29 protein-coding genes are annotated in these 22,901 nt (G+C 64.7%); 17 read left to right on the plus strand and 12 right to left on the minus strand.

Annotated features, from left to right (window positions below; genetic code table 11):
- The first annotated feature begins 19 nt into the window (after positions 1-19).
- The gene (locus tag JGU72_RS23950) at positions 20-1,003 is read left to right on the plus strand and encodes a hypothetical protein (protein ID WP_199686601.1); all 984 of its coding nucleotides are present in this window, start codon (positions 20-22) and stop codon (positions 1,001-1,003) included.
- A 256-nt stretch (positions 1,004-1,259) separates the two neighbouring features.
- On the opposite strand, the gene JGU72_RS23955 is transcribed toward JGU72_RS23950, so the two are convergent.
- Positions 1,260-3,098, minus strand: coding sequence for an acyl-CoA dehydrogenase (locus JGU72_RS23955; RefSeq protein WP_199686602.1), 1,839 nt, complete (start codon positions 3,096-3,098; stop codon positions 1,260-1,262).
- 254 nt (positions 3,099-3,352) lie between these two features.
- Between JGU72_RS23955 and JGU72_RS23960 the strand changes: the two genes are divergently transcribed.
- Positions 3,353-3,976 (plus strand): alpha/beta hydrolase family protein, encoded by a 624-nt coding sequence (locus JGU72_RS23960; RefSeq protein ID WP_233532909.1) that lies wholly within the window; start codon positions 3,353-3,355, stop codon positions 3,974-3,976.
- On the opposite strand, the gene JGU72_RS23965 is transcribed toward JGU72_RS23960, so the two are convergent.
- The 6 genes from JGU72_RS23965 to JGU72_RS23990 form a co-directional block, all read right to left on the minus strand.
- On the minus strand, positions 3,938-4,579 hold the full coding sequence (locus tag JGU72_RS23965) for a class I SAM-dependent methyltransferase (RefSeq protein WP_199686603.1): 642 nt from the start codon (positions 4,577-4,579) through the stop codon (positions 3,938-3,940). The two genes, JGU72_RS23960 and JGU72_RS23965, sit on opposite strands and share 39 nt — an antisense overlap.
- Positions 4,580-4,733: 154 nt before the next feature.
- Positions 4,734-5,399, minus strand: a complete 666-nt coding sequence (locus JGU72_RS23970) for a TetR/AcrR family transcriptional regulator (RefSeq protein WP_199686604.1) — start codon at positions 5,397-5,399, stop codon at positions 4,734-4,736.
- Between the two features lie 18 nt (positions 5,400-5,417).
- Positions 5,418-5,984 carry an SRPBCC domain-containing protein gene (locus tag JGU72_RS23975; RefSeq protein ID WP_199686605.1) on the minus strand — a complete coding sequence of 189 codons (567 nt, stop codon included), beginning with the start codon at positions 5,982-5,984 and terminating at the stop codon, positions 5,418-5,420.
- Entirely contained in the window at positions 5,981-6,298 is a 318-nt protein-coding gene (locus JGU72_RS23980) for an ArsR/SmtB family transcription factor (RefSeq protein ID WP_199686606.1), read from the minus strand. The genes JGU72_RS23975 and JGU72_RS23980 overlap by 4 nt, the downstream gene beginning before the upstream one ends.
- Positions 6,299-6,433: 135 nt before the next feature.
- Complete coding sequence (locus JGU72_RS23985) at positions 6,434-6,634, minus strand: hypothetical protein (RefSeq protein WP_199686607.1); 201 nt, start codon at positions 6,632-6,634, stop codon at positions 6,434-6,436.
- A gap of 80 nt (positions 6,635-6,714) precedes the next feature.
- Positions 6,715-6,999, minus strand: coding sequence for a hypothetical protein (locus tag JGU72_RS23990; RefSeq protein WP_199686608.1), 285 nt, complete (start codon positions 6,997-6,999; stop codon positions 6,715-6,717).
- A gap of 188 nt (positions 7,000-7,187) precedes the next feature.
- Between JGU72_RS23990 and JGU72_RS23995 the strand changes: the two genes are divergently transcribed.
- Both JGU72_RS23995 and JGU72_RS24000 read left to right on the plus strand, forming a co-directional pair.
- The gene (locus tag JGU72_RS23995; RefSeq protein ID WP_199686609.1) at positions 7,188-7,337 is read left to right on the plus strand and encodes a hypothetical protein; all 150 of its coding nucleotides are present in this window, start codon (positions 7,188-7,190) and stop codon (positions 7,335-7,337) included.
- A 42-nt stretch (positions 7,338-7,379) separates the two neighbouring features.
- Complete coding sequence (locus JGU72_RS24000; protein WP_199686610.1) at positions 7,380-7,949, plus strand: DM13 domain-containing protein; 570 nt, start codon at positions 7,380-7,382, stop codon at positions 7,947-7,949.
- Here the strand turns inward: JGU72_RS24000 and JGU72_RS24005 are convergent.
- From JGU72_RS24005 to JGU72_RS24025, 5 genes are all read right to left on the minus strand, one after another.
- Positions 7,946-9,199: an RNA polymerase sigma factor gene (locus JGU72_RS24005; protein ID WP_199686611.1), complete on the minus strand. Its 1,254-nt coding sequence runs from the start codon at positions 9,197-9,199 to the stop codon at positions 7,946-7,948. The two genes, JGU72_RS24000 and JGU72_RS24005, sit on opposite strands and share 4 nt — an antisense overlap.
- Entirely contained in the window at positions 9,177-9,575 is a 399-nt protein-coding gene (locus tag JGU72_RS24010; protein WP_199686612.1) for a YciI family protein, read from the minus strand. The genes JGU72_RS24005 and JGU72_RS24010 overlap by 23 nt, the downstream gene beginning before the upstream one ends.
- A gap of 9 nt (positions 9,576-9,584) precedes the next feature.
- Positions 9,585-10,238 carry a DUF998 domain-containing protein gene (locus tag JGU72_RS24015; protein ID WP_199686613.1) on the minus strand — a complete coding sequence of 218 codons (654 nt, stop codon included), beginning with the start codon at positions 10,236-10,238 and terminating at the stop codon, positions 9,585-9,587.
- Positions 10,239-10,325: 87 nt separating this feature from the next.
- The gene (locus JGU72_RS24020; protein ID WP_199686614.1) at positions 10,326-10,487 is read right to left on the minus strand and encodes a hypothetical protein; all 162 of its coding nucleotides are present in this window, start codon (positions 10,485-10,487) and stop codon (positions 10,326-10,328) included.
- A gap of 51 nt (positions 10,488-10,538) precedes the next feature.
- Positions 10,539-11,183: a TetR/AcrR family transcriptional regulator gene (locus JGU72_RS24025; RefSeq protein ID WP_199686615.1), complete on the minus strand. Its 645-nt coding sequence runs from the start codon at positions 11,181-11,183 to the stop codon at positions 10,539-10,541.
- A gap of 190 nt (positions 11,184-11,373) precedes the next feature.
- On the opposite strand from JGU72_RS24025, the gene JGU72_RS24030 reads away from it, so the two are divergent.
- From JGU72_RS24030 to nuoK, 13 genes are all read left to right on the plus strand, one after another.
- Positions 11,374-11,895 (plus strand): hypothetical protein, encoded by a 522-nt coding sequence (locus tag JGU72_RS24030; protein WP_199686616.1) that lies wholly within the window; start codon positions 11,374-11,376, stop codon positions 11,893-11,895.
- A gap of 34 nt (positions 11,896-11,929) precedes the next feature.
- Positions 11,930-12,340 (plus strand): Rv3143 family two-component system response regulator, encoded by a 411-nt coding sequence (locus tag JGU72_RS24035; protein ID WP_307828581.1) that lies wholly within the window; start codon positions 11,930-11,932, stop codon positions 12,338-12,340.
- A gap of 213 nt (positions 12,341-12,553) precedes the next feature.
- A complete protein-coding gene (locus JGU72_RS24040) occupies positions 12,554-12,913 on the plus strand; it encodes an NADH-quinone oxidoreductase subunit A (RefSeq protein WP_199686617.1) in 360 nt (119 codons plus the stop codon).
- Positions 12,914-12,936: 23 nt separating this feature from the next.
- Positions 12,937-13,491 carry a NuoB/complex I 20 kDa subunit family protein gene (locus JGU72_RS24045; RefSeq protein WP_199686618.1) on the plus strand — a complete coding sequence of 185 codons (555 nt, stop codon included), beginning with the start codon at positions 12,937-12,939 and terminating at the stop codon, positions 13,489-13,491.
- A complete protein-coding gene (locus JGU72_RS24050; protein ID WP_199686619.1) occupies positions 13,488-14,141 on the plus strand; it encodes an NADH-quinone oxidoreductase subunit C in 654 nt (217 codons plus the stop codon). The genes JGU72_RS24045 and JGU72_RS24050 overlap by 4 nt, the downstream gene beginning before the upstream one ends.
- Complete coding sequence (nuoD, locus tag JGU72_RS24055) at positions 14,141-15,433, plus strand: NADH dehydrogenase (quinone) subunit D (RefSeq protein WP_199686620.1); 1,293 nt, start codon at positions 14,141-14,143, stop codon at positions 15,431-15,433. Before JGU72_RS24050 ends, nuoD begins: the two co-directional genes overlap by 1 nt.
- A complete protein-coding gene (gene nuoE / locus JGU72_RS24060; RefSeq protein ID WP_199686621.1) occupies positions 15,430-16,329 on the plus strand; it encodes an NADH-quinone oxidoreductase subunit NuoE in 900 nt (299 codons plus the stop codon). The genes nuoD and nuoE overlap by 4 nt, the downstream gene beginning before the upstream one ends.
- 1 nt (position 16,330) lies before the next feature.
- Positions 16,331-17,629: an NADH-quinone oxidoreductase subunit NuoF gene (gene nuoF / locus JGU72_RS24065; protein WP_199686622.1), complete on the plus strand. Its 1,299-nt coding sequence runs from the start codon at positions 16,331-16,333 to the stop codon at positions 17,627-17,629.
- Complete coding sequence (locus tag JGU72_RS24070) at positions 17,626-20,001, plus strand: NADH-quinone oxidoreductase subunit G (protein ID WP_199686623.1); 2,376 nt, start codon at positions 17,626-17,628, stop codon at positions 19,999-20,001. Before nuoF ends, JGU72_RS24070 begins: the two co-directional genes overlap by 4 nt.
- Positions 19,998-21,335 (plus strand): NADH-quinone oxidoreductase subunit NuoH, encoded by a 1,338-nt coding sequence (gene nuoH, locus JGU72_RS24075; RefSeq protein WP_199686624.1) that lies wholly within the window; start codon positions 19,998-20,000, stop codon positions 21,333-21,335. Before JGU72_RS24070 ends, nuoH begins: the two co-directional genes overlap by 4 nt.
- Positions 21,319-21,858: an NADH-quinone oxidoreductase subunit NuoI gene (gene nuoI / locus JGU72_RS24080; protein WP_199686625.1), complete on the plus strand. Its 540-nt coding sequence runs from the start codon at positions 21,319-21,321 to the stop codon at positions 21,856-21,858. Before nuoH ends, nuoI begins: the two co-directional genes overlap by 17 nt.
- Entirely contained in the window at positions 21,855-22,601 is a 747-nt protein-coding gene (locus JGU72_RS24085) for an NADH-quinone oxidoreductase subunit J (RefSeq protein ID WP_199686626.1), read from the plus strand. The genes nuoI and JGU72_RS24085 overlap by 4 nt, the downstream gene beginning before the upstream one ends.
- Positions 22,598-22,897: an NADH-quinone oxidoreductase subunit NuoK gene (nuoK, locus tag JGU72_RS24090; protein ID WP_199686627.1), complete on the plus strand. Its 300-nt coding sequence runs from the start codon at positions 22,598-22,600 to the stop codon at positions 22,895-22,897. The genes JGU72_RS24085 and nuoK overlap by 4 nt, the downstream gene beginning before the upstream one ends.
- Positions 22,898-22,901: the final 4 nt, after the last annotated feature.

Genomic DNA, 22,901 nt, shown 5'->3' on the forward strand with positions numbered 1-22,901 from the left:
GGTGCTGCAGCATGGACGCGTGGAACTCCCTGAACTCCTCTTCCGCCAACAGGCCCTTCGGCGCGGACATTCCGACGAGGAAATTCGTCGTATGTACACCCGCTGCGGGTGGCAACGGCTCGGTCACGGGGCATACGTCGACGCGGTCACGTTTGCAGAGCTCGAAGCTGCTGCGCGCCACAGGCTTCGGATCGAAGCCACCTTGCCCGCCATGGCCACCGAGGCCATTCTGAGTCATGAATCTGCGGCCGTCATGTACAAGCTGCCGCTGTGGCGGGTGCCGCTCGACCGCATTCAGATAACCCGCGATCGCCGTAATGGCGGCCGAATCAAGGACGACCTGACCGTTCACTGCGGGCCGGTCGTCGGTGTCGTTGAAATCGACGGATTTCTCGTCACGACGCCTGCCCGCATGGTGGTCGACCTCGGTCGCACATTGCCGTTCGAACAAGCAGTGGTTACTGGTGACGCGGCAGTCCGCACGTTCGGCGTCACTGCCGAGGACCTCGCCGTCGAACTCGAGTTTGCCAAGTATCGGCGAGGCGCGGCCGCGGCCAGGCGGGTTGTGAGTTTCCTCGATGGGCGGAGTGAGAGCGTCGGTGAGTCGCGGAGCCGAGTCATGTTGCGGCGCTGTGGGATCGATGGGTTGCTTTCGCAGGGAATCGTGTTCGACGCAGGAGGTGTGGCCCGCGGACGTGTCGACTTCTACGACGAGGAACTCGGCGTGCTGGGCGAGTTCGACGGGCGAGTGAAGTACGGACGGTTGCTTCGCCCGGGCCAGGACCCTGGCGACGCAGTTTTCGAGGAGAAACTCCGAGAAGACAGATTGCGCGAGCCCGGGTTTCAAGTTGTGCGATGGATCTGGGACGAACTCGAGAGCGATTCGACGGGCGTACGAATCGCCCAGTCGTTGGAGCGTGGCCGCAAATCGCCCGCGCCGGACGGGCGAATCGAGCGCGCGCCGCTTCCGAAGCCGTGTGAACTCGTCATTCGCAGTCTTTGAGCCTCCGACCGCCCTCAGCCGCACCCCGACTCGGGAGTCGCACCCGAAATAGGGCCCAAAAACCGGTGCGACTCCCGAGTCGGGGTGCGGCGGGGGTGGGGTGGGGAGGGTCGGCGGGGGCGGGGTGCGGCGGGAGTGGGGATGGGTGCGGCGCGGTGGCAGGGTGCGGCGGGACACGGGAGGGAGCCCTGACCCGGCTGCCCGCCAAAGCAAAACGCCCCCGGACCAGGTGGGTCCGGGGGCGGTCAGCGAGCTATCAGAACGCGGCTTCGTCGAGTTCCATGATGTCGTTCTCGAGGTTGCCGAGGATCGCGCGAGTGGCGGTCAGCTCCGGGAGAACGTTCTTGGCGAAGAACGACGCGACGGCGAGCTTGCCTTCGTAGAAGGCCTTGTCCTTGCCGGCGTCCGCACCGTTGTCGAGCGCGGCGAGTGCGACTGCGGCGTTGCGCAGGAGCAACCAGCCGATGACCAGGTCGCCGACTGCCATCAGGAAGCGCACCGAGCCGAGGCCGACCTTGTACAGCTCCGACGGGTTCTGCTGGGCACCCATGAGGTGACCGGTCAGGGTTGCGGCCATGGCCTGGACGTCCTCCAGGGCGGTTGCGAGCAGTGCACGCTCCGCCTTGAGGCGGCCGTTGCCGGCGTCGCTGTCGATGAACTTGGTGATCTGGCCTGCGACGTGGGCCAGTGCGACTCCACGGTCACGCGCGATCTTGCGGAAGTAGAAGTCCTGCGCCTGGATCGCGGTGGTGCCTTCGTAGAGCGAGTCGATCTTGGCGTCGCGGATGTACTGCTCGATCGGGTAGTCCTGGAGGAAGCCGGACCCACCGAGGGTCTGCAGCGACTCGGTCAGGTACTGGTAGGCCCGCTCGGAACCGACACCCTTGACGATCGGAAGCAGCAGGTCGTTGACGCGGAACGCGGTGTCCTTGTCAGCGCCCGACACCTGCATCGCGATGTCTTCGTTCTGGTGCGCCGCCGTGTAGAGGTACACCGAACGCAGGCCCTCGGTGTACGCCTTCTGCGTCATGAGGCTGCGGCGAACGTCCGGATGGTGCGTGATGGTGACGCGCGGGGCTGCCTTGTCGGTCATCTTGGTCAGGTCGGCGCCCTGGACACGCTCCTTGGCGTACTCGAGGGCGTTCAGGTAACCGGTCGACAGCGTCGCGATGGCCTTGGTGCCGACCATCATGCGAGCGTGCTCGATGACGTCGAACATCTGGGCAATGCCGTTGTGCTCTTCGCCGACGAGCCAACCGACGGCGGGCGTGCCGTTCTGGCCGAGGGTGAGCTCGCAGGTGGCCGATGCCTTGAGGCCCATCTTGTGCTCGAGGCCCGTGACGTAGACGCCGTTGCGCTCGCCCAGTTCGCCGGTCTCGAAATCGAAGTGGAACTTCGGAACGAAGAAGAGCGAGAGGCCCTTGGTGCCCGGTCCGGCGCCTTCGGGACGCGCCAGGACGAGGTGGAAGGTGTTCTCGAACATGTCGTCCGCGTCACCCGAGGTGATGAAGCGCTTGACGCCTTCGATGTGCCAGGAGCCGTCGTCCTGCTTGATGGCCTTGGTGCGGCCGGCGCCGACGTCGGAACCGGCGTCCGGCTCCGTCAGCACCATGGTGGCGCCCCAGTTGCGCTCGGCGCAGATCTGGGCCCACTTCTTCTGCTCTTCGGTGGCGTTGTGGTAGAAGATCTGCGCGAAGCCGGCGCCGGCGGCGTACATGAAGGCTGCGGGCTGTGCGCCCAGGAGCAGCTCAGCGATGGCCCAGTAGACCGGACGCGGAACTTCCATGCCGCCGAGGGCTTCTTCGACACCCAGCTTGTCCCAGCCGCCGTCCTGCAGCGCCTTGAAGGACTTCTTGAAGGATTCGGGGATGGAGACGGTGAACGTCTCGGGATCGAAAGTGGGCGGATTGCGGTCGGTGTCTGCGAAGGACTCGCCCAGCGGGCCTTCTGCGAGACGACGGACCTCGCTCAGCATTTCGCGAACGGTGTCGGAGTCCAGATCGCCGTACGCGCCCGTTTTCAGGGTCTCGTCGAGGCCGAGGACCTCGAACAGGTTGAACTCGAGGTCCCGTACGTTGCTCTTGTAGTGGCCCATCTTTATTCGCTCTCCATTGAGGTGGGGGGTGCGGTCCGGTTTTGCCAGTCCCGCCCGGCGTGCTGGTCTACTCGCCAGTAACTTAGATCGATGTTACTCCCGGGTACACCTGACACTCAAGAGTCGAAGTGTGTTATGTGATACGAACCACAGCGTCCGCGGATGTGTGAAATCGCATGTAGAACAACAGATCCCGGTGAAACTTTCATGAGGATTTCCTCACGTTCGTAGCGCCCCTGACATACGGTCGTCACATGGAACCCGGACAGCCGAGACAGCGAAAACTGGCTATTCCCACCGCAGCTGGGGAAGCCCAGGTGGCGGTCGACGGACGGACGAACCCCCGATTTCTTGTCGTCCTCACCCACGGTGCGGCGGGCGGCGTGGACGCGCCGGACCTCCTGGTCGTGAGACGAAAAGCACTCGAACTCGGTGGCGCGGTCGCGCGTGTCATGCAGCCCTACCGTGTGGCCGGCGGTCGCGCACCGGGATCGGCGGTCAAACAGGACGCCGCCTGGCTCGAAGTAATTGCCGACCTGAAGAAGCGGTTCCGAAAGGTTCCGCTCGTCCAGGGCGGGCGAAGCAACGGTGCCCGGGTGGCGTGCCGGACGGCGATCGATGCGGGGGCGGTCGGGGTGATTGCTCTCGCGTTTCCGCTCCACCCGCCGGGCAGGCCCGAGTTGTCGCGGGCCGGGGAACTGCGTGGCGCCGGAACCGAAGTGGTCGTCATCAACGGCGACCGCGACCCGTTCGGCGTGTCGGACGCCGCCGACGCTACCGTCGTGCACGTTTTGGCAGGTCAGACGCATGCGTTGAAGGGTGGTGCGGCAGAAATATCGTCAGTCGTCGAGCCCTGGCTCATCAAGTGGGGCAGCTGACTCCTTGACGGGCCGCGCGGCTACAACCAGTGCATCGATCGCGGTCCCGGCCTCGACATGACGTTCGCGCTTCTCGGCCGCCAGAATTTGCGCCTCATCTTCGATATCTGCGACGACGTCTTCGGGTGTGAACAGAATGTCGGGATCTTGGGGTCCGCCGACCCCGTCGGCGATGTTTGTCGTGTCGTGGCCCAGCACGATGAGTACGCCCGCCTCGGCCAGCGCGTCGACCGCCTTGCGCAACACCTGACGCCGCTCGTCCTTCGGTAGGTGCAGGTAGGCGACGACGATCAGCTCGAAGCTGCCGTCGAACGTCGTGGTGAGGATGTCGCCGGTTGCCCAATCGATCCGGTTGCGGACCGATCTCGGAGACTTCGATGCCACCGTTCGGGCCTTGTCGATTGCAACCTGGGAGAAGTCGATGGCGCTGACCTCCCAGCCGCGCGTCGCGAGCCAGATCGCATTTCGCCCTTCGCCGCATGCGAGGTCCAGCGCACGACCTGGGTGGAGCACCGTCACGATTTCTACGACGACGGCGTTGGGCGGAGCACCCCATACGAGGTCGGCCTTTGCGTATTTCTCGTCCCAAGCGGCGGCGTCCATGCTGCGATTCTGCCCCGGTGCGCTGCCGGCGAGTTCAGAGGCTCGCTAAACGAGCAGGTGCCGCTTTGCGCCCAGCATTCGGCCGAGGGCTATCGCCACTGGGACGGATAGCACCGCCCAGGCCGCAATCGCCGCGGTCAGGAGCATGTGGCCACTATGCCAGTGGATAACGATCGCCGCGCGGAATTGCGCCCGGTCCCGATTCATCGGAAATTCGAATCAATGTCGCGAGGTGGGACGAAGCGAACTCGCGAATTGCGGATTCGTCTTCTACAGGGATTACTCCGTCGGGAGTGAGCGCCAACGACAACGCGAGCCGGGCGAGAATTTCCGCAACCTGATCGGCGTCGAAATCTTCGATTCCGCCGCTCTTCTGCATCTCACGGATGTGGTCGGACAGATAGGCCCGGCCTGCCGCGAGCAGCGGGCCGGCACCTGTCGTGACGTAGGGCAGGACGGTATCGGGCTCGGTGACGAGCAGCCGGCGCAGCAACTCGTTGCGCGCGAGGATCGACGAGAATGCCACGAAACCCTCGGTCATCTGCTCCCGCGGCGGTGCCGAGCGGTCGACTCTGGCATCGACCGCCTCGATGAACCGCTGCGCCTCGCGCATGCCGACGGCAACTACTACGGCGTTCTTCGATGCGTACCGGCGATACAGCGTTGCGGGGCTGACGCCGGACCGTTTCGCGATCTCGGCCATGCTGGTGCGCCGGATGCCGAAGTCGAGGAACGCTGCGAGTGCGCCGTCGAGTATCGCGGGGTCGCCCTCCTGCTCGGCGGCCCCGAGCAATTGTTGCAGGAATCCGCCCTCGGCCATTAGGCCACTGTAGTGGGACTACGCGGTCGGCGGCTCGACCGGTTCGGTGTCGAGTATCGCCGCGTACTGGGCATTCAGGTCGCGCCAGCCGTATTCGAGCGCCGCCTCTCCCACGATCCGGCCGACCGGTTCGCCTGCGATGGCACGCTCGGCGACGTCGAGGCACATGTGCCAGCCGGCGGCGAGCATAGCGGCGGTGCCCTTGTCTTCGACTGTCTGCTGCAACGTCAGCAGGGTGCCGCCGGCGGATTCGTCGAGTCGCCACCGCAGGACGTCGTCGCCCCACGCGTGTTCGAGCAAGCTCGGTTCGTCGGCGATCGTCACGGTGCCGTCGAGTTCGGTTTCGGTGTCGCCGTCGGTCATGGTCAGCGTCGCCGGGCCAACGGTCCGCAAGCTGCGGTCTGCTACGTACGGCGCCCATTGCAGCTGCTCGTCGGGTTCTGTCAGCGCCGACCAGATGCTGGTTCGACCGTGGGGAAACGTCCGGGCGAAGGTGAGCGTCCAACGCTGCCCGTCGGGTTCGACGGCGATGGTCTGCAGTGGCCCGGGGCGGTAATCGCGGCGGTGGGTGTCCGGTGTGGTCATTGCTGTGACTCCTTCGATTCGAGGTGGCGGCCGAGGGCGTCGAAGTGGAACTCCCAGAGCCTGCGATAGGGCTCCAGCCAAGCGTCGAGTTCGGCGAACGGCTGCTGCTGCAGGGAGTAGACGCGTCGCTGCGCATCGGCACGGGAATTTACGAAACCGTTGTCCCGCAATACTTTCAAATGCTTCGACACCGTCGGCTGGGGCAGTTCGAGGCGTTCGACGAGGTCGCCGACGCTAGCGCTTCCGGTCCGCAGTACTTCGATGATCCGGCGGCGTTGCGGCTCGGCGACGACGTCGAAGATGTCGATTGCCATGAACCTGAATATACGTGCACGCGTATATACTCGTCAAGGCATATATAAGAGCCGCGAAAAATGGGTGCTCCCGCTCGGTATCCGAGAAGAAACACCCACTCAGTTGCAGTGCAAACTACGCCGAACTACGCTCCGTCAGGCCAAGCCTTCGGCGAGTAGTTGGTTGCGAATGAAGCGGGCGAGGTCCTTCACCGCATCGCGTTCGTAGAGGTCGATGGTGCGGCCGGCGTTCTCGCGTTCGGTGATCCAGCGTTCGATAGCATCGTGTGTCACCGAGCCGACGACCATTTTCCTGGTTTGCACTCCTTCGTCTGCGGTCTTCGACACGTCGCTCATGCCAGAGATCATCGCATCTCCTACTGCATTGCGTCACACTCCATCGGAGAAACGGTCCCGGCGCGGCGCGTGCCGAACGCCTATCGGCGGTCGTCGAGCATCGTGAGCCACCAGTTCTCCGGTAGGTCTTCGCCCGCATGTGCGGACAGCGTCAGGCCCAACGCCATGCAGACGCCCAAGAGCGCGAGCCAGATCGCGAACCCGAGCATAGGCACGAAGATCAGCCAATCCATGTCGCGAAGTGGTTCGACCAGGACGAGTAGCGGCGCGAGTGCGAGGGCGATCCCGATGAACCACGCCGAACCTGCCCTGTCGCATTTGAGGACCAGTCGTAAGAGTCGGTGTCCTGCGGGCTGAGTCGTCATCGAAGGCCCTCCTCACTGCGAATTTCCTGCTGTCCACAGTGACGGTACGAGCGCGGAGGACGCGAGTCGATTACCTCCGACGTAAGCGCTGGGCAGCACGTTAAGCGAACAGCAAGGGCTCGTTAAGTGCCCCGCAGGAGTCTTCACATGCAGCACGCGAGGGTTGCACCGACTTCCGGGAGGCACGCATGGACAGCACGGCCGCGGCGCAGGACGTATCCAAGGCGAAGCAGATCACCGACTTCACAATCGTTCTCGCCCTTGTGGCCATCCTCATGGTCGGGATGGCGCTGAGCTTCATGTTTCTCTTTCCGCCGGAGCCCGGACCGGTTCAGTAGCTCCGGCGTAACGATTTGCGAGCGAAAGCACACGAATACGACATGGCACAAAACGCACAAACCGCACAGCCGCGGCGCCGGAAATTTCTTCGGCCATCCGTCGTGCTGCCAGTGCTGGCAATCGGCGCGATCGTCGTTGCCTTCGGTCTCTTCTGGTTCCAACCGTGGAAGCTCGTGGTCGACAAGACCGGCAACGAAGCCATCCCGACCGCGTCCGGACCGCCACCGTCCGGCACGACCGTCGCGCCGAACACCGAGCCGATCGTGCTCGCCCAGGGCGACTTCATCACCCACGAGCACGGCACGAGCGGTTCCGTCCAGTTACTCCAACTTGCCGACGGGCAACGCGTACTCCGGCTCGAAGACCTCGACACCAGCAACGGACCGTTGCTGAAGGTGTATCTCACCGACCAGCCCGTCATCGAGGGTTCCGACGGCTGGCACGTCTTCGACGACGGCCGCTACGAGGACCTCGGCGACCTCAAATTCAACAAGGGCAGCTCCAACTACGTGATACCTGCCGAGATCGATATCGCCGGGCTCAACAGCGTGTCCATCTGGTGCGATCGCTTCGATGTGTCGTTCGGCGCGGCCACGCTGACGCCCGTCTAGCTGTCCAGCTTTTCGGCGCGCATCGTCAGGTAGCGCTGCTGCGGGATGCTCGTCGTGCGCGCGGCCGCTCCGCGGTAGAAATCACGCGCGGCGGCGAGGTCGCCCGCCATTTCGAGCAGATGTGCGCGGACCGCGTACAAACGGTGGTCGTCCGCAATCCGATCGTCGGAAGCCAGCTGGGCGAGTAGGTCCAGGCCCGCGCGCGGGCCGCTCGCCATTCCGACAGCGACCGCGCGGTTCAGCGCGACGACGGGATTGTCGGCGATCTTCAGCAGCACGTCGTACAACGCGACGATCTGTGGCCAGTCGGTATCCGCGCTCGTTTCGGCTTCGTCGTGGACCGCCGCAATTGCCGCCTGCAGCTGGTACGGACCCGTGACGCCGGTCGGCAGCGCGGCGGTGATCAGGGCGATTCCTTCGGTGATGTGGTCCGCGTTCCATAGGCTCCGATCTTGTTCGGCCATCGGGATGAGCGAGCCGTCGCTGCCGGTCCGGGCCGGTCTGCGGGCATCGGTCAGCAGCTGCAGTGCCAGCAGGCCGGTGACCTCACTGTCGTCGGGGAGGAGGGCGTGGACCAGACGGGTCAGCCGGATTGCCTCGGTGGCGAGGTCGGCGCGTTGCAAGCTCGGACCCGCGGTGCTCGCGTAGCCCTCGTTGAAGATCAGATACAGGACGTGCAGAACGGTGGCGAGGCGCTCGTTCCGTTCCGCGCCAGCCGGCAGCCGGAAAGGCACGCCGCTGGATTTGACGGTCTTCTTCGCTCTGCTGATCCGGCGGGTCATCGTCGCTTCGGGAACCAGGAACGCGCGCGCGATTTCCGGAGTCGTCAGGCCGCCCACGGCTCGGAGGGTCAGCGCGATCTGCGACGCCGCCGAGAGTGCGGGGTGACAGCACAGGAAGAGCAGGATCAGGGTGTCGTCGGAGTCGGTTGCCGACCGGTCGGCGGCCGGTGCCAGCCACCGGTCGGGCAGAACCCACGCCGCGACAGCGTCCTCCCGGCGTTGGCGTGCGTGCTCGTTGCGAAGCAGATCGGTCAGTCTGCGTGAGGCCACCGTGATGAGCCAGCCGAGTGGGTTGGCGGGTGTTCCCTCGTTCGGCCACTGCGTCGCCGCGGCGAGCAACGCTTCTTGAACGGCATCCTCGGCGGTGTCGAAATTGCCGTACCTGCGCACGAGCGCGCCCAAGACCTGCGGCGCCAGGCAGCGCAGCAGGTCCTCGACGGCTCGGTCAGAATTCGGTCTGCTGGGCATATTCGTCGAGCGGACGGATGTCTGCGTAACCCTTCTCTTCGAATACGCCGCCCGGCGTCGGGCAACCCGACAGTCGGGCCGCGATTTCGGTTGCGCGGTCGAAGCTTTCGCAATCGACCACCCAGTAGCCCGCCAAGACTTCCTGCGCTTCGGCGTACGGTCCGTCGGTGACGACGGGTACGCCGTTCTGCAGCCGGACCCGCCTGGTGTGCACCGGAGCGGAGAGTCCGCGGGTATCGACCAGTTCGCCGGATTCGACGAGTTCGTCGGTGAACTTCTGCATGAACTCGCCCATCGCGGCAAAGTCTTCAGGCTTCCAACTGGCCAATTCGGCGTAGTCCTCTTGCGAACCGAAGGTGAGAATTATGTATTTCATCAGGTGTCCTCAGTTGTGGGCGAAATGCTGTTGGGGGAGGGGCAGGGACCGGTTGTTTTCGTGGATGTACCTGGCAGACAAGGCTGCGACGAAGCCGAAGAGGATTGCGGTAGCGATGACGGCTCGTACAGCGAATCCGTCCGGACTCGGGAACATCGTGAGCAGTAGCACCGCGCCCGCAGTGGCAAGCGCCCCGCGGTACCAGCGCAGCTCGCCGGCAGCTTTGAAACGGCGCGCGAACACGATGGCGCCGACGGTCATGGCGGGTACCGACAGCATGAATCCGATCTCGTGCACTATGCCGTGCACGCTCATGTGGTCGGGCGCTCCCTCCGGCGCGCCGATCGGGTACCCGGCGCCGGGATCGGTGACGAAGACGCCGGCGATGATCAATCCGACGCCGAGCGAGCCCACCAGCCGCGGTCCCCAGACATGACCCCGGCCTGATAGCAGGGTCTGCCGCATGCCCACCGCGCAAGCTGTGAAAAGTAAGCCGGTGACAACGAAATTCGTAATCTGAATCCAGCCGAGATCGCCGAGGGACAGCAGGCTGATCGGGTGCCTGCCGGGGTCGAACCCGGCGCGCGTCGTCGCCTGCGCGGCCCAGATCAGCGCGAACAGCGGTCCGGCGACAATGCCGCAGCCCAAGAGTGTGTTCTTCATAGGTGCCTCGCTCTCTGTTGTGCACCCGTTCGGTGCTTTCAACAGAGACGTCGAAGCTGTGTCTGCGGACCGGACACGGTCCCGTCGCTAGTCGCCGAAGATGAACATGACGACCTGAAAGGCCAGGACAGCGGTGAGGACTCCCGCGATCGCAACGAGCAAGCCTTGCACCCCGGGTGCTGCTCTGACGTTGCGCAGATAGGCGACGACGAGGAACACCACGATCAACGCGAGACCGGTTGCCAGCATGGGAAAAGTGTTCCACGGCCGGGTCGGCCGAGGTGGAACACCACCCGTTTTTCAGTGTGCGAACAACAGTCCGCAGATGGTCTCGGCCCACCACTGCTCGATGCGGTCCGCCGTCCAGCCGCGTTCGCGGCGCAAAATGTCGAAGGTGTCGAAAGCGCACACGACCGCGTAGACGTCCAGTGCGGTCGGCACTGTCATGCCGTTGCGCCAGACGCTGGCGGGCCACGTGGCGAAGACTTCTCGCCGAACCGCCTCACCCCGGCCGCGACCGTCGCGATAGGCGGCGTCGAGCGCTTCGTGCTGACGGCGTCCCTCGAGAATGGTCCGGATGACGTCACCGCCGTTCTCGAACAGTCGCCGGTCGAAGCCGACGAACGCGCGCACCTGGGCCTGGGGATCGCCCCAACCGGTCGCGAGTTCCTTCTGGACGCGTTCGATGTCGGCTTGGGCGTCGGCGCTGTCGATCAGCGACGTCGCGAGTCCGGCCTTGCTGCCGTAGATCGCGTAGACGGTCGCCTCGGAAACACCTGCCGCTTCCGCGACCGAACGCACAGTCGTGCCCGACCAGCCGTGACTGAGAAAGCGCTCGCGTGCGGCCGCGGCGACGAGTGTTCGTGTCTGCTCGGCCTGTTGTGCTCGGAGCGGGCTCCGGTAGGCGCGGCCACTCGCTTCGGGTGCCGATTTCTGGCCTGACATATTGCCACTGTACGCCATTGGGCTAGCTAGTCTATATTCACTGAGACACTCGCTAGTGAATTGAGGAAGCCATGGGTGGGAACGGTCGGATCGTTGCAATCGGGTTTGTTGTCGCGGGCGTGTTGTCGCTGATAGGCGGCCAGATGCATCCGCGCGGCAAGGGGATTCGAAGAACGACTACCTGATCTCGATGCTCGGCAACCCGACCTGGGCGGCGTCACATCTGCTCATGCTCGCCGGCCTCGTGGTGGCTGTCGCGACCTTCCTCATGGCGAAGCGGGAAGCCGCGTTCGGCCCGTCTGTGTCGACCTGGTTGACGGTCGCGGCGATCGGTTCGGCCATCGGCGCAGCCGAGTTGGTACCGCACGTGGCGGCGTCGAACGATCTGGAGGGTCTGCAACACCACCACGACACCCCGGTCCTCGACTTCCACCTGATGATGCAGGTGCTCGCGACGCCGGCACTGGGTATCACAATCGCTGCCGTGGCAATTGCGGTCGCGCGAGATGCGCGAACGAAGGCTGCGTGGATTCTCGCCGTCATCGCCGCGATTTCGGGAGTGCTGTACGGCCTCGCCGGGCCGCTCGTGAACTTCACCGAGAGCGTCGCGGTGACGCCGCTCTTCGCGGCGCAGACCGGTGTGGCGATCTGGCTCCTCGGCACAGGCATTCGGTTGCTCGTGCCGAGCCGCGCCGTGGTTCTCAGTTCGTGACGCCAGCGGGCCCGTCGTCAGTACTATCGGGTTCGTGACACGCCGTGAGCCGTTACGGGTCCTGGTCTACAGCGACGACGCGACGACGCGTGCCACGGTGATCCTGGCACTGGGGAAGCGGCCACACCCGGACCTGCCCGAGCTCGAGTACATCGAAGTCGCGACCGGACCTGTCGTCATCCAGCACCTCGACGCCGGAAACATCGATCTCGCGATCCTCGACGGTGAGGCCGTGCCCGTCGGCGGCATGGGAATCGCCAAGCAACTCAAAGACGAGATCGACCCCTGCCCCCCGATTCTGGTGCTTACCGGCCGGCCCGACGACGCCTGGCTCGCGAACTGGTCGCGAGCGGAAGCTGCTGTGCCGCAACCGATCGACCCGATCCGCCTGGGTGCCGAAGTGGTGGCTCTGCTGCGTCGCCGTGTCGCGTCCCAAGGTGTCTGACCAGCACTTTTGTTGGATCTCCAAAAGTTGAAAACCAAACCAAGTGCGGACTCCCGATATCGCGCTTAGTCTGTGTCTTAGCTCACATGCGCATAGCCCGGCGACTTCGATGAGCGGAGGGATCCTGGTCACGCCACGCAGTGTCAGCAGCACCCGATTCGACGGTTTTGCGCTGTCCACCAGCGCCGCGGGGATGTCGGAAACGGGGTCCGCATGAACGTCTACATCCCGATTCTCGTGCTCGGAGCGCTCGCTGCCGGCTTTGCGATCTTCTCGGTCGTCATGGCGTCGATCGTGGGACCCAAGCGCTACAACCGCGCGAAACTGGAAGCCTACGAATGCGGCATCGAACCGACGCCGCACACGGACGGCCCCGGCCGTTTTCCTGTGAAGTTCTACCTGACAGCGATGTTGTTCATCATCTTCGACATCGAGATCGTCTTTCTCTATCCGTGGGCGGTCCACTTCGACGCCCTCGGCGTTTTCGGGCTGGCCGCAATGGCTTTGTTCATCTTCAACGTGTCGGTCGCCTATGCGTACGAATGGCGCCGGGGCGGTCTGAGTTGGGAATAGCGGACAAGTGAGAAGAGTCTGAGATGGGTCTCGAAGAGAAGCTGCCGAGCGGCTTCCTGCTGACCACGGTCGAGGGATTGGCCGGGTACATGCGCAAGGGTTCGCTATGGCCCGCGACGTTCGGCCTGGCCTGCTGTGCCATCGAAATGATGGCGACCGGCGCAGGCCGTTTCGATATCGCGCGGTTCGGAATGGAGGCGTTCCGGGCCTCGCCACGGCAGGCGGATCTGATGATCGTCGCAGGTCGCGTGAGCCAGAAGATGGCGCCGGTGCTGCGGCAGGTCTACGACCAGATGACCGAGCCCAAATGGGTTCTCGCAATGGGCGTCTGCGCATCCTCGGGCGGAATGTTCAACAACTACGCGATCGTCCAGGGCGTCGACCACGTCGTGCCGGTCGACATCTACCTGCCAGGCTGTCCGCCGCGGCCTGAGATGTTGCTCAACGCGATCATCAAGCTGCACGAGAAGATTCAGGAAATGCCCCTCGGTGTGAATCGCGAGGAGGCCATACGCGCCGCCGAAGCCGCAGCGCTCGCGTCGACCCCGACGTTCCAGATGAACGGGCTCCTCCGATGACGGGGCCCAAATTGGGGATGTTCGGTGGCTCCGGGACCGGTGACACCTCCGGCTACGGGCGCTTGGTGCGCAAGGTTCCGTTGGTGGGGACTGCTTCTCGACCGTTCGGCGGGTATTTCGACGAGATTGCAGATGCGCTGGATGCTGCCCTTGTCGAGCAGGGATCGAGTTTCGACGAGGCCGTCGAGAACGTCGTGATCTTCCGCGGCGAGCTCACGTTGCACGTGCGGCGCGAAGCGCTCCCGTCGGTCGCGCAGCGCCTGCGAGACGAGCCCGACCTCCGGTTCGAACTGTGCCTCGGTGTGAACGGCGTCCACTACCCGGCAGATGTTGGCAGGGAGTTGCACGCGGTCTATCCGCTGCTGTCGATCACCCACAATCGGCGGGTCCGGCTGGAGGTTTCGGTGCCTGACGCGGACCCGCACATTCCGTCGTTGTTCGGCGTCTATCCGACGAACGACTGGCACGAGCGGGAGACCTACGACTTCTTCGGAATCGTGTTCGTCGGCCACCCGAGTTTGACCCGTATCGAGATGCCCGACGACTGGGTGGGCCATCCGCAGCGTAAGGACTATCCGCTCGGTGGCGTGCCGGTCGAGTACAAGGGTGCAGTGATTCCGCCACCGGACGAGCGGAGGGCATACAACTGATGACCGAAGAAAAGGTCTTCACCGTCGCGGGCCAGGATTGGGACGACATCGTCGGTGCGATCGGCACGACGGGCGAGGAACGCATCGTCGTCAACATGGGCCCCCAGCACCCGTCGACGCATGGCGTGCTGCGGCTGATCCTGGAAATCGAGGGTGAGACAGTCGTCGAAGCTCGATGCGGAATCGGGTACTTGCACACGGGGATCGAGAAGAACCTCGAATTTCGAAACTGGATTCAGGGCGTCACCTTCGTCACCCGGATGGACTACCTGTCGCCGTTCTACAACGAAACCGCGTACTGCCTGGGCGTCGAGAAACTCCTGGACATCACCGAGGAAATTCCCGAACGGGTCTCCGTCATCCGCGTCATGTTGATGGAGCTCAATCGAATTTCCTCGCACCTGGTCGCGTTGGCAACCGGCGGAATGGAATTGGGTTCGACGACCGCGATGATCTTCGGTTTCCGCGAGCGCGAGCTCATCCTGGAGGTTTTCGAAACCATCACCGGCCTGCGCATGAATCACGCGTACGTGCGGCCCGGCGGTCTGGCGCAGGATCTGCCCGATGACGCGATCGGAAAGATTCGCGACCTGCTGACGCTGCTGCCGAAGCGCCTCCGCGATCTCGAGCTGCTCCTCAACGACAACCCGATCTGGAAGGCCCGCACACAGGGCGTCGGCTATCTCGATCTGACGGGGTGCATGGCGCTCGGCAGCACCGGACCGGTGTTGCGGGCAACCGGCCTGCCGCACGATGTTCGCAAGTTCGAGCCCTACTGCGGTTACGAGAATTACGAGTTCGACGTCATCACCGAGAACACGTCCGATTGCTACGGCAGGTACATGATTCGTGTTCGGGAGATGCGGGAGTCGCTCAAGATCGTGGAGCAGGCACTCGACAAGTTGCGCCCCGGTCCCGTCATGATCGAGGACAAGAAGCTCGCGTGGCCTGCGCAATTGGCCATCGGACCGGACGGCCTGGGCAATTCGCCCGAGCACATCCAGAAGATCATGGGTACGTCCATGGAGGCGTTGATCCATCACTTCAAGCTGGTGACCGAGGGTCTCCGCGTTCCTGCCGGACAGGTGTACACCGCGGTCGAGTCGCCCCGCGGAGAGCTCGGGGTGCACATGGTGAGTGACGGTGGAACACGGCCGTATCGAGTGCATTTCCGAGATCCGTCCTTCACGAATCTGCAAGCCGTTGCGGCGATGTGCGAGGGCGGAATGGTTGCCGACGTCATTGCGGCGGTCGCCAGCATCGACCCCGTCATGGGTGGAGTGGACAGATGACCCAGGTGTTCATCGAGTTCGGCGCTCGGCCCGGCGAGAAGGGCCAACTCGTGCGCCCCGACGCCCGCGCGAGTTATCCCCACGACGTGCTGGACAGACTGACTGCCGATGCCGCGACGATCATCGCCCGGTACGCGACCGACCAGCCCACTACCGCTCGATCGGCCTTGCTGCCGCTGCTACATCTGGTGCAGTCCGAGGACGGTTACATTTCGCCTGCGGGCATCGATTTCTGCGCGGCCCGACTCGGGCTGACGGGCGCGGAGGTCACGGCGGTGGCCACCTTCTACTCGATGTACCGGCGCAACCCGACCGGTGATTATCACGTCGGGGTCTGTACCAACGCGCTCTGCGCGATCATGGGCGGCGACGCGATCTTCGAGGCGCTCACCGATCACCTCGACGTCACACATGGCGGAACCACCTCGGACGGCAAGGTGACGCTCGAACACATCGAGTGCAACGCGGCCTGCGATTTCGCACCTGTGGTGATGGTGAATTGGGAGTTCTTCGACAACCAGACTCCTGAATCCGCAAGGACTTTGGTCGACTCGCTGCGGTCGGGTGATGCGGTGCAGCCGACTCGTGGCGCAACCCTGTGCACGTTCAAAGAGACCGCGCGAATTCTGGCCGGGTTCCCGGACGAGCGCCCGGGCGCGCTCGAGGGCGCTCCGGGCGACCCGACGCTGGTCGGCCTGCGGATCGCGCGAGAGCAGGGCATGACAGCGCCTTCCGTCGAATCCGGGCACGCAACTGGCAGCCCGCATTCCGAAGCGATCGCCGCCGAAACCGTTGCCGACAAGCCCGCACCCGCGCCGTCGGCGACCGTGCCGGCGAAAGCCGGTACTGCCGAGACGGATTCGGGCACGACGAACGCGAACGGGAAGGGAAACTGACATGCCCCTGACCCCGGTGCTGAGTCGGTTCTGGGACGAACCGCAATCCTGGACGCTGGAGACCTACCGGCGTCATGACGGCTACACCGCCCTGGACAAGGCGCTGCGGATGGAGCCGAACGCGGTCATCGAAACGGTCAAGGAGGCTGGCCTGCGAGGGCGCGGTGGCGCCGGATTCCCGACCGGTATGAAGTGGGGTTTCATTCCGCAGGGCGACGGCAAGCCGCACTACCTGGTCGTCAACGCGGACGAGTCCGAGCCTGGGACCTGCAAAGACATCCCGCTGATGATGGCAACACCGCATGCCCTCGTCGAAGGTGTGATCATCGCGGCGTATGCGATCCGTTCGAACCGGGCGTTCATCTACGTGCGCGGTGAGGTCGTCCCAGTCTTGCGCCGACTGCAGGCCGCGGTCGCAGAGGCGTACGCGGCCGGGTACCTCGGCACAAACATTCTCGGCAGCGGGTTCGACCTCGAACTCGTCGTCCACGCCGGCGCGGGCGCCTACATCTGCGGTGAAGAAACAGCTCTGCTGGACTCGCTCGAAGGCCGGCGCGGGCAACCTCGGCTGCGCCCGCCCTTTCCCGCTGTCGCGGGTCTGTATTCGTGTCCGACAGTCGTCAACAACGTCGAGTCGATCGCAAGTGTGCCGCCTATCATCCGCAACGGAATCGACTGGTTCAGGTCGATGGGCAGCGAGAAATCACCGGGCTTCACGCTGTACTCGCTGTCGGGTCACGTCACCAGCCCCGGCCAGTACGAGGCCCCGCTGGGAATCACGTTGCGCGAACTGCTCGAGTTGGCCGGTGGTGTTCGGCCGGGGCACCGGTTGAAGTTCTGGACGCCGGGCGGATCGTCGACGCCGATCTTCACCGACGAACACCTCGACGTCGCCCTCGATTACGAAGGCGTGGGCGCGGCCGGTTCCATGCTCGGGACGAAGGCCCTGCAGATCTTCGACGAGACGACGTGCGTCGTCCGCGCAGTGCTGCGGTGGACCGAGTTCTACGCGCACGAATCCTGTGGCAAATGCACGCCGTGCCGTGAAGGGACGTACTGGCTGGTCCAGATCCTGGAGCGGTTGGAGAAGGGTGCAGGCACCGACGGTGATCTGGAGAAACTCCTCGACATCTCCGACACGATCCTCGGCAAGTCGTTCTGCGCGCTGGGCGATGGCGCAGCGAGCCCGATCATCTCGTCCATCAAGTACTTCCGCGACGAGTACCTTGCCCACTTCGAGCAGCGTGGGTGTCCGTTCGATCCACATCAGTCCACTCTCTTTACGGCGGTGACTGCGTGACTCTCGAGGCGAGCCGGCAAACAGATCTGGTGACCGTCATAATCGACGGCCACGAACTGCAGGTTCCCAAGGGCACCTTGGTGATTCGGGCCGCCGAGCTGATGGGCATCCAGATCCCGCGCTTCTGTGACCACCCGTTGCTCGACCCGGTCGGCGCGTGTCGGCAATGCCTCGTCGAGGTGGAGGGTCAGCGCAAACCGATGGCGTCGTGCACCATCACGGTCACCGAGGGCATGGTCGTGCACACCCAACTGACCTCGCCGGCCGCTGATAAAGCACAGCGCGGCGTCATGGAATTGCTGCTCATCAACCACCCGCTCGACTGCCCGGTCTGCGACAAGGGCGGGGAGTGCCCACTGCAGAACCAGGCCATGTCGAACGGAAGGGCGGAGTCGCGGTTCGAGGATGTGAAGCGCACCTTCCCGAAGCCGATCCCGTTGTCGTCGGAAGTGCTGCTCGATCGCGAGCGGTGTGTCCTGTGCGCGCGCTGCACCCGGTTCTCGAACCAGATAGCCGGGGACCCGTTCATCGAACTTCTCGAACGCGGGGCACTGCAGCAGGTCGGCATCTATGCAAACGAACCGTTCGAGTCCTACTTCTCCGGCAACACAGTCCAGATCTGTCCGGTCGGCGCGCTGACCGGGACGGCGTACCGATTCCGCGCGCGCCCGTTCGACCTCGTCTCGAGCCCGAGCGTCTGCGAGCACTGTGCGAGCGGCTGCGCACAACGGACCGATCATCGGCGTGGAAAAGTGCTGCGCCGCTTGGCCGGTGACGAACCGCAGGTCAACGAGGAATGGAACTGCGATAAGGGCCGCTGGGCGTTCACGTATGCGACCGAACGAGACCGCATCACCACGCCGATGCTTCGCAACGACGACGGTGAACTCGAACCGGCATCGTGGTCTGCTGCCTTGGCGGTCGCGGCGCGCGGCTTGACGACCGCGAATGCCGGCGTGCTGGTCGGCGGGCGGTCGACGTGGGAAGACTCGTACGCGTATGCGAAGTTCGCGCGGACGGTACTCGGCACCAACGACATCGACTTCCGGATCCGGCCGCACTCCGCCGAGGAAGCCGACTTCTTGGCCGCACGGGTAGCGGCGAGGTTCCTCGACGTCACGTATGCAGACCTCGAGAAGGCGTCGACGGTCGTACTGGTGGGTTTCGAACCGGAGGAAGAATCGCCCATCGTCTTCCTGCGGCTTCGCCGAGCCGCCAGAAAGAACGGGCTGGCGATCCACGCGATCGCGCCGTTCGCCTCGCGCGGCCTCACCAAGATGTCGGGGCGTCTGATACAGACCGCACCCGGCGACGAAGCCGCAGCGCTGCGCACTCCCGAGGTCATCGATTTACTACGGCAGCAGGGCGCGATCCTCCTCGTCGGCGAACGGCTCGCGACTGTTCCCGGCGGCCTGTCCGCGACGGTGCGAGTGGTGGACGAGACCGGCGCGGGGCTGGCATGGGTGCCGCGGCGTGCGGGGGAGCGCGGTGCGATCGAGGCAGGTGCGCTCTTCAACCTGCTGCCGGGCGGGCGGCCGATCACGGCGGAGACGTTGCGCGGAGTCGGCGACGTGTGGGGCGTCGAGGACCTCCCGACGACCGCCGGGCGCGATACCGCGGGAATCCTCGCCGCGGCCGCGTCAGGTGAACTCGGTGCGCTGGTGATAGGTGGTGTGGAGGTCGACGACCTGCCGGACCCCGCCGCCGCGCGAGAGGCACTGGCCGCGACGAAGTTCGTGGTCAGCCTCGAGCTACGGCGCAGCGCGGTGACCGACATCGCCGACGTCGTGTTCCCTGTCGCTCCCGTCGTGGAGAAGGGCGGTACGTTACTCGACTGGGAAGGGCGAGATCGGAGCTTCGAGCCGGCGCTTCGCGGGACGAACACGATGGCCGACCAGCGCGTACTCAATGCGATCGCCGACGAGATGGGGGTCGGTCTCGGGCTCCCCGATGCTGCGACCACACGTGCGGAGATCGCGCGGCTAGGAGTCTGGGACGGATCGTCCCCCGAACCGCCGTGGGTCGATCCGGTCGGCGCGCCAGAGCCCGGCGCGGGCGAAGCAGTGCTGGCGAGCTGGCGGATGCTGCTCGACGCGGGTCGACTTCAGGACGGCGAGCCGAACCTCGCCGGAACAGCGCGAACACCGGTCGTCCGGTTGTCGGGTGCGACGGCTGCCGACCTCGGCGTGAGCGCGGGTGAGCCCGTCACCGTTGCCACCGACCATGGCTCGATCACCTTGCCGCTGACCGTCACCGACATGCCGGACCGCGTCGTGTGGCTGCCGCTGAACTCGCCGGGCTCAGCGGTCCACCGCGAGCTTGCGGCAACGCCGGGCGACGTGGTCCGCGTGCGAGCCGGGGAGGCCGAGTGACTCTCGCAGTCGAGCCCTACAACGACCTCGGGGCCTTCGGCCACGACCCGTGGTGGCTCGTTGTCGCCAAAGCTGTCGCGATCTTCGCGTTTCTCCTGCTGACCGCGTTGGTCGCGGTGCTCGCGGAACGCAAGGTCGTGGCGCGCATGCAGATGCGGATCGGACCCAACCGGGTCGGTCTGTTCGGTTCGCTGCAGAGTGTCGCCGACGGCGTCAAGATGGCGCTGAAGGAAGACATCGTTCCCAGCGGGGTCGACAAGCCGATCTACATCCTCGCGCCGATCATCTCGGCCACTCCGGCGATTACGGCGTTTGCCGTGATCCCGTTCGGGCCGGAGGTCTCGGTCTTCGGGCACCGGACCCCGATGCAACTGACCGACCTGACCGTCGCCGTTCTGTTCATCCTCGCCGCGGCATCGGTCGGTGTGTACGGCATCGTGCTTGCCGGTTGGTCGTCCGGGTCGACGTACCCACTACTCGGTGGTCTTCGGTCGACGGCGCAGGTGATCTCGTACGAGATCGCGATGGCCCTGTCGTTCGCCGCTGTGTTCCTGGACGCGGGAACGATGTCGACATCGGGGATCGTCGCAGCTCAAGAGGGCCTGTGGTACGTCTTCCTGCTGTTGCCGTCGTTCCTGATCTACATCACTTCGATGGTCGGCGAGACGAACCGCGCGCCATTCGACCTTCCTGAGGCCGAGGGAGAACTGGTCGGCGGCTTCCATACCGAGTACTCGTCGCTCAAGTTCGCGATGTTCATGCTTGCCGAGTACGTGAACATGGTGACCGTGTCGGCTCTTGCCACAACGCTATTCCTCGGCGGCTGGCACGCACCGTTCCCGATCAATCTGTGGGAAGGCGCGAACTCGGGTTGGTGGCCGTTGCTGTGGTTCACGGCGAAGGTATGGGGCTTCCTGTTCTTCTTCGTCTGGCTGCGCGGCACACTGCCGCGCCTGCGCTACGACCAGTTCATGAAGCTCGGCTGGCAGATCCTGATCCCGGTCTCACTGCTGTGGGTGATGGTGGTTGCCACTGTGCGGGCGCTTCGGAACGAGGGTTACGAGGTCGGCACGATCGCGCTCGTGATTGCAGGGGCGGTCATCGGCCTGCTCATCATCGGCTTGTTCGCGAATCTGGTTCGCAGCAGGCGCCATCCGGTGCCGGTGGACGATCTGCCGCCGCCGGAACAGTTCGACCCGATGGCGGGCGGCTTCCCGGTGCCACCGCTGCCCGGTCAGAAAATGCCGGCTTTCCAGCGCACACCCGTCGGGGCCGGCGCCCAGACTCGCACTTCGCCAACAAGCAAGGAGAGCTCTGATGCCCAAGACTCCTAAGTTCCTCGACCCCGTCGCAGGATTCGGCGTGACGTTCGCGACGATGTTCAAGAAGCCGACGACCGAGTTCTATCCCGAGGAAAAGGTGCCGACCGCGCCGCGTTACCACGGTCGCCACCAGCTCAACCGGCATCCGGACGGACTCGAGAAGTGCATCGGCTGCGAGCTTTGCGCTTGGGCGTGCCCGGCCGACGCGATCTACGTCGAAGGTGCCGACAACACCGAGGAAGAGCGGTTCTCTCCTGGCGAGCGGTACGGCCGCGTCTACCAGATCAACTACCTGCGCTGCATCGGGTGCGGATTGTGCATCGAGGCATGCCCCACCCGCGCGCTGACGATGACGAACGACTACGAACTTGCCGACGACAACCGCGCCGACCTGATCTTCGGCAAAGACAAGCTTCTCGCGCCGATGCAGCCGGGGATGGTCGAGGCGCCACACCCCATGTATCCGGGTTCGACAGACGAGGACTACTACCGCGGCAAAATCACGGGCGCACCCGCCGAGGAGGGTGATCGGTGACGGTTCTCGCGGCTGAGACTTTCACGCGGACCTCCACAGGGGAAGCGGTCCAGTTCTGGATCCTCGGTACGGTCGCTGTGTTGTGCGCGCTCGGAGTCGTGTGCGCGACCAAGGCGGTGTACTCGGCGATCTTTCTCGCGACGGCGATGATCATCCTCGCTGTTTTCTATATCTCGCAGGACGCGTACTTCCTCGGCGTCGTCCAGGTGGTCGTCTACACGGGCGCAGTCATGATGTTGTTCCTCTTCGTGCTCATGCTCGTCGGTGTCGACTCGTCGGATTCGCTCGTCGAAACACTCCAGGGCCAGCGAGTCGCGGCGATTCTCGCGGGGGTCGGGTTCGGCCTGTTGCTGATCGGCGGGATCGGGAACGTGACTGCGGACGGGTTCGTGGGAATGGGCGAGGCGAACGCGGCGGGCAACGTTCCCGGGCTGGCCGAGCTGATTTTCCTCGACTACGTCTGGGCTTTCGAGCTCACCGGTGCGCTGTTGATCGCTGCCACCCTCGGCGCGATGGTGCTTGCGCACCGCGAGCGGTTCGAGCGGCGTAAGGACCAGCGGGAAATGTCGGTCGAGCGCTTCCTGAAGGGCGATCGGGCCACGCCGATGCCGAGCCCCGGCGTGTATGCGCGCCACAACGCGGTCGACATGCCGGCGCGACTGCCCGATGGATCGGACGCTGTGGGGTCGGTCAGCAAGGTCCTCAAGCGGCGCTCGCCGACTGCACCGGAGGGGACAGAGTGAACCCCGAGAACTATCTCTACCTTTCGGCGCTGCTGTTCACGATCGGCGGCGCCGGGGTTCTGCTGCGACGCAACGCGATAGTCGTGTTCATGTGCATCGAAGTGATGCTCAATGCCACTAATTTGGCGTTTGTGACGTTCGCGCGAATGCACGGCAATCTGGACGGACAGGTCTTCGCGTTCTTCACGATGGTCGTTGCCGCCGCGGAAGTCGTGGTGGGTCTGGCGATCATCATGACCATCTTCCGCACCCGCCGTTCGGCTTCGGTCGACGATGCGAATCTGCTGAAGCACTGACGGC

The sequence above is a fragment of the Antrihabitans auranticaus genome, assembly GCF_016481275.1.
Lineage (GTDB): Bacteria > Actinomycetota > Actinomycetes > Mycobacteriales > Mycobacteriaceae > Antrihabitans.

Coding starts and splice junctions, on each gene's coding strand:
- JGU72_RS23955 (WP_199686602.1), bottom strand. CDS start 3,098: ATGGGCCACTACAAGAGCAACGTACGGGACCTCGAGTTCAACCTGTTC.
- JGU72_RS23960 (WP_233532909.1), top strand. CDS start 3,353: ATGGAACCCGGACAGCCGAGACAGCGAAAACTGGCTATTCCCACCGCA.
- JGU72_RS23965 (WP_199686603.1), bottom strand. CDS start 4,579: ATGGACGCCGCCGCTTGGGACGAGAAATACGCAAAGGCCGACCTCGTA.
- JGU72_RS23970 (WP_199686604.1), bottom strand. CDS start 5,399: ATGGCCGAGGGCGGATTCCTGCAACAATTGCTCGGGGCCGCCGAGCAG.
- JGU72_RS23975 (WP_199686605.1), bottom strand. CDS start 5,984: ATGACCACACCGGACACCCACCGCCGCGATTACCGCCCCGGGCCACTG.
- JGU72_RS23980 (WP_199686606.1), bottom strand. CDS start 6,298: ATGGCAATCGACATCTTCGACGTCGTCGCCGAGCCGCAACGCCGCCGG.
- JGU72_RS23985 (WP_199686607.1), bottom strand. CDS start 6,634: ATGAGCGACGTGTCGAAGACCGCAGACGAAGGAGTGCAAACCAGGAAA.
- JGU72_RS23990 (WP_199686608.1), bottom strand. CDS start 6,999: ATGACGACTCAGCCCGCAGGACACCGACTCTTACGACTGGTCCTCAAA.
- JGU72_RS23995 (WP_199686609.1), top strand. CDS start 7,188: ATGGACAGCACGGCCGCGGCGCAGGACGTATCCAAGGCGAAGCAGATC.
- JGU72_RS24000 (WP_199686610.1), top strand. CDS start 7,380: ATGGCACAAAACGCACAAACCGCACAGCCGCGGCGCCGGAAATTTCTT.
- JGU72_RS24005 (WP_199686611.1), bottom strand. CDS start 9,199: ATGCCCAGCAGACCGAATTCTGACCGAGCCGTCGAGGACCTGCTGCGC.
- JGU72_RS24010 (WP_199686612.1), bottom strand. CDS start 9,575: ATGAAATACATAATTCTCACCTTCGGTTCGCAAGAGGACTACGCCGAA.
- JGU72_RS24015 (WP_199686613.1), bottom strand. CDS start 10,238: ATGAAGAACACACTCTTGGGCTGCGGCATTGTCGCCGGACCGCTGTTC.
- JGU72_RS24020 (WP_199686614.1), bottom strand. CDS start 10,487: ATGCTGGCAACCGGTCTCGCGTTGATCGTGGTGTTCCTCGTCGTCGCC.
- JGU72_RS24025 (WP_199686615.1), bottom strand. CDS start 11,183: ATGTCAGGCCAGAAATCGGCACCCGAAGCGAGTGGCCGCGCCTACCGG.
- JGU72_RS24030 (WP_199686616.1), top strand. CDS start 11,374: ATGCTCGGCAACCCGACCTGGGCGGCGTCACATCTGCTCATGCTCGCC.
- JGU72_RS24040 (WP_199686617.1), top strand. CDS start 12,554: ATGAACGTCTACATCCCGATTCTCGTGCTCGGAGCGCTCGCTGCCGGC.
- JGU72_RS24045 (WP_199686618.1), top strand. CDS start 12,937: ATGGGTCTCGAAGAGAAGCTGCCGAGCGGCTTCCTGCTGACCACGGTC.
- JGU72_RS24050 (WP_199686619.1), top strand. CDS start 13,488: ATGACGGGGCCCAAATTGGGGATGTTCGGTGGCTCCGGGACCGGTGAC.
- nuoD (WP_199686620.1), top strand. CDS start 14,141: ATGACCGAAGAAAAGGTCTTCACCGTCGCGGGCCAGGATTGGGACGAC.
- nuoE (WP_199686621.1), top strand. CDS start 15,430: ATGACCCAGGTGTTCATCGAGTTCGGCGCTCGGCCCGGCGAGAAGGGC.
- nuoF (WP_199686622.1), top strand. CDS start 16,331: ATGCCCCTGACCCCGGTGCTGAGTCGGTTCTGGGACGAACCGCAATCC.
- nuoI (WP_199686625.1), top strand. CDS start 21,319: ATGCCCAAGACTCCTAAGTTCCTCGACCCCGTCGCAGGATTCGGCGTG.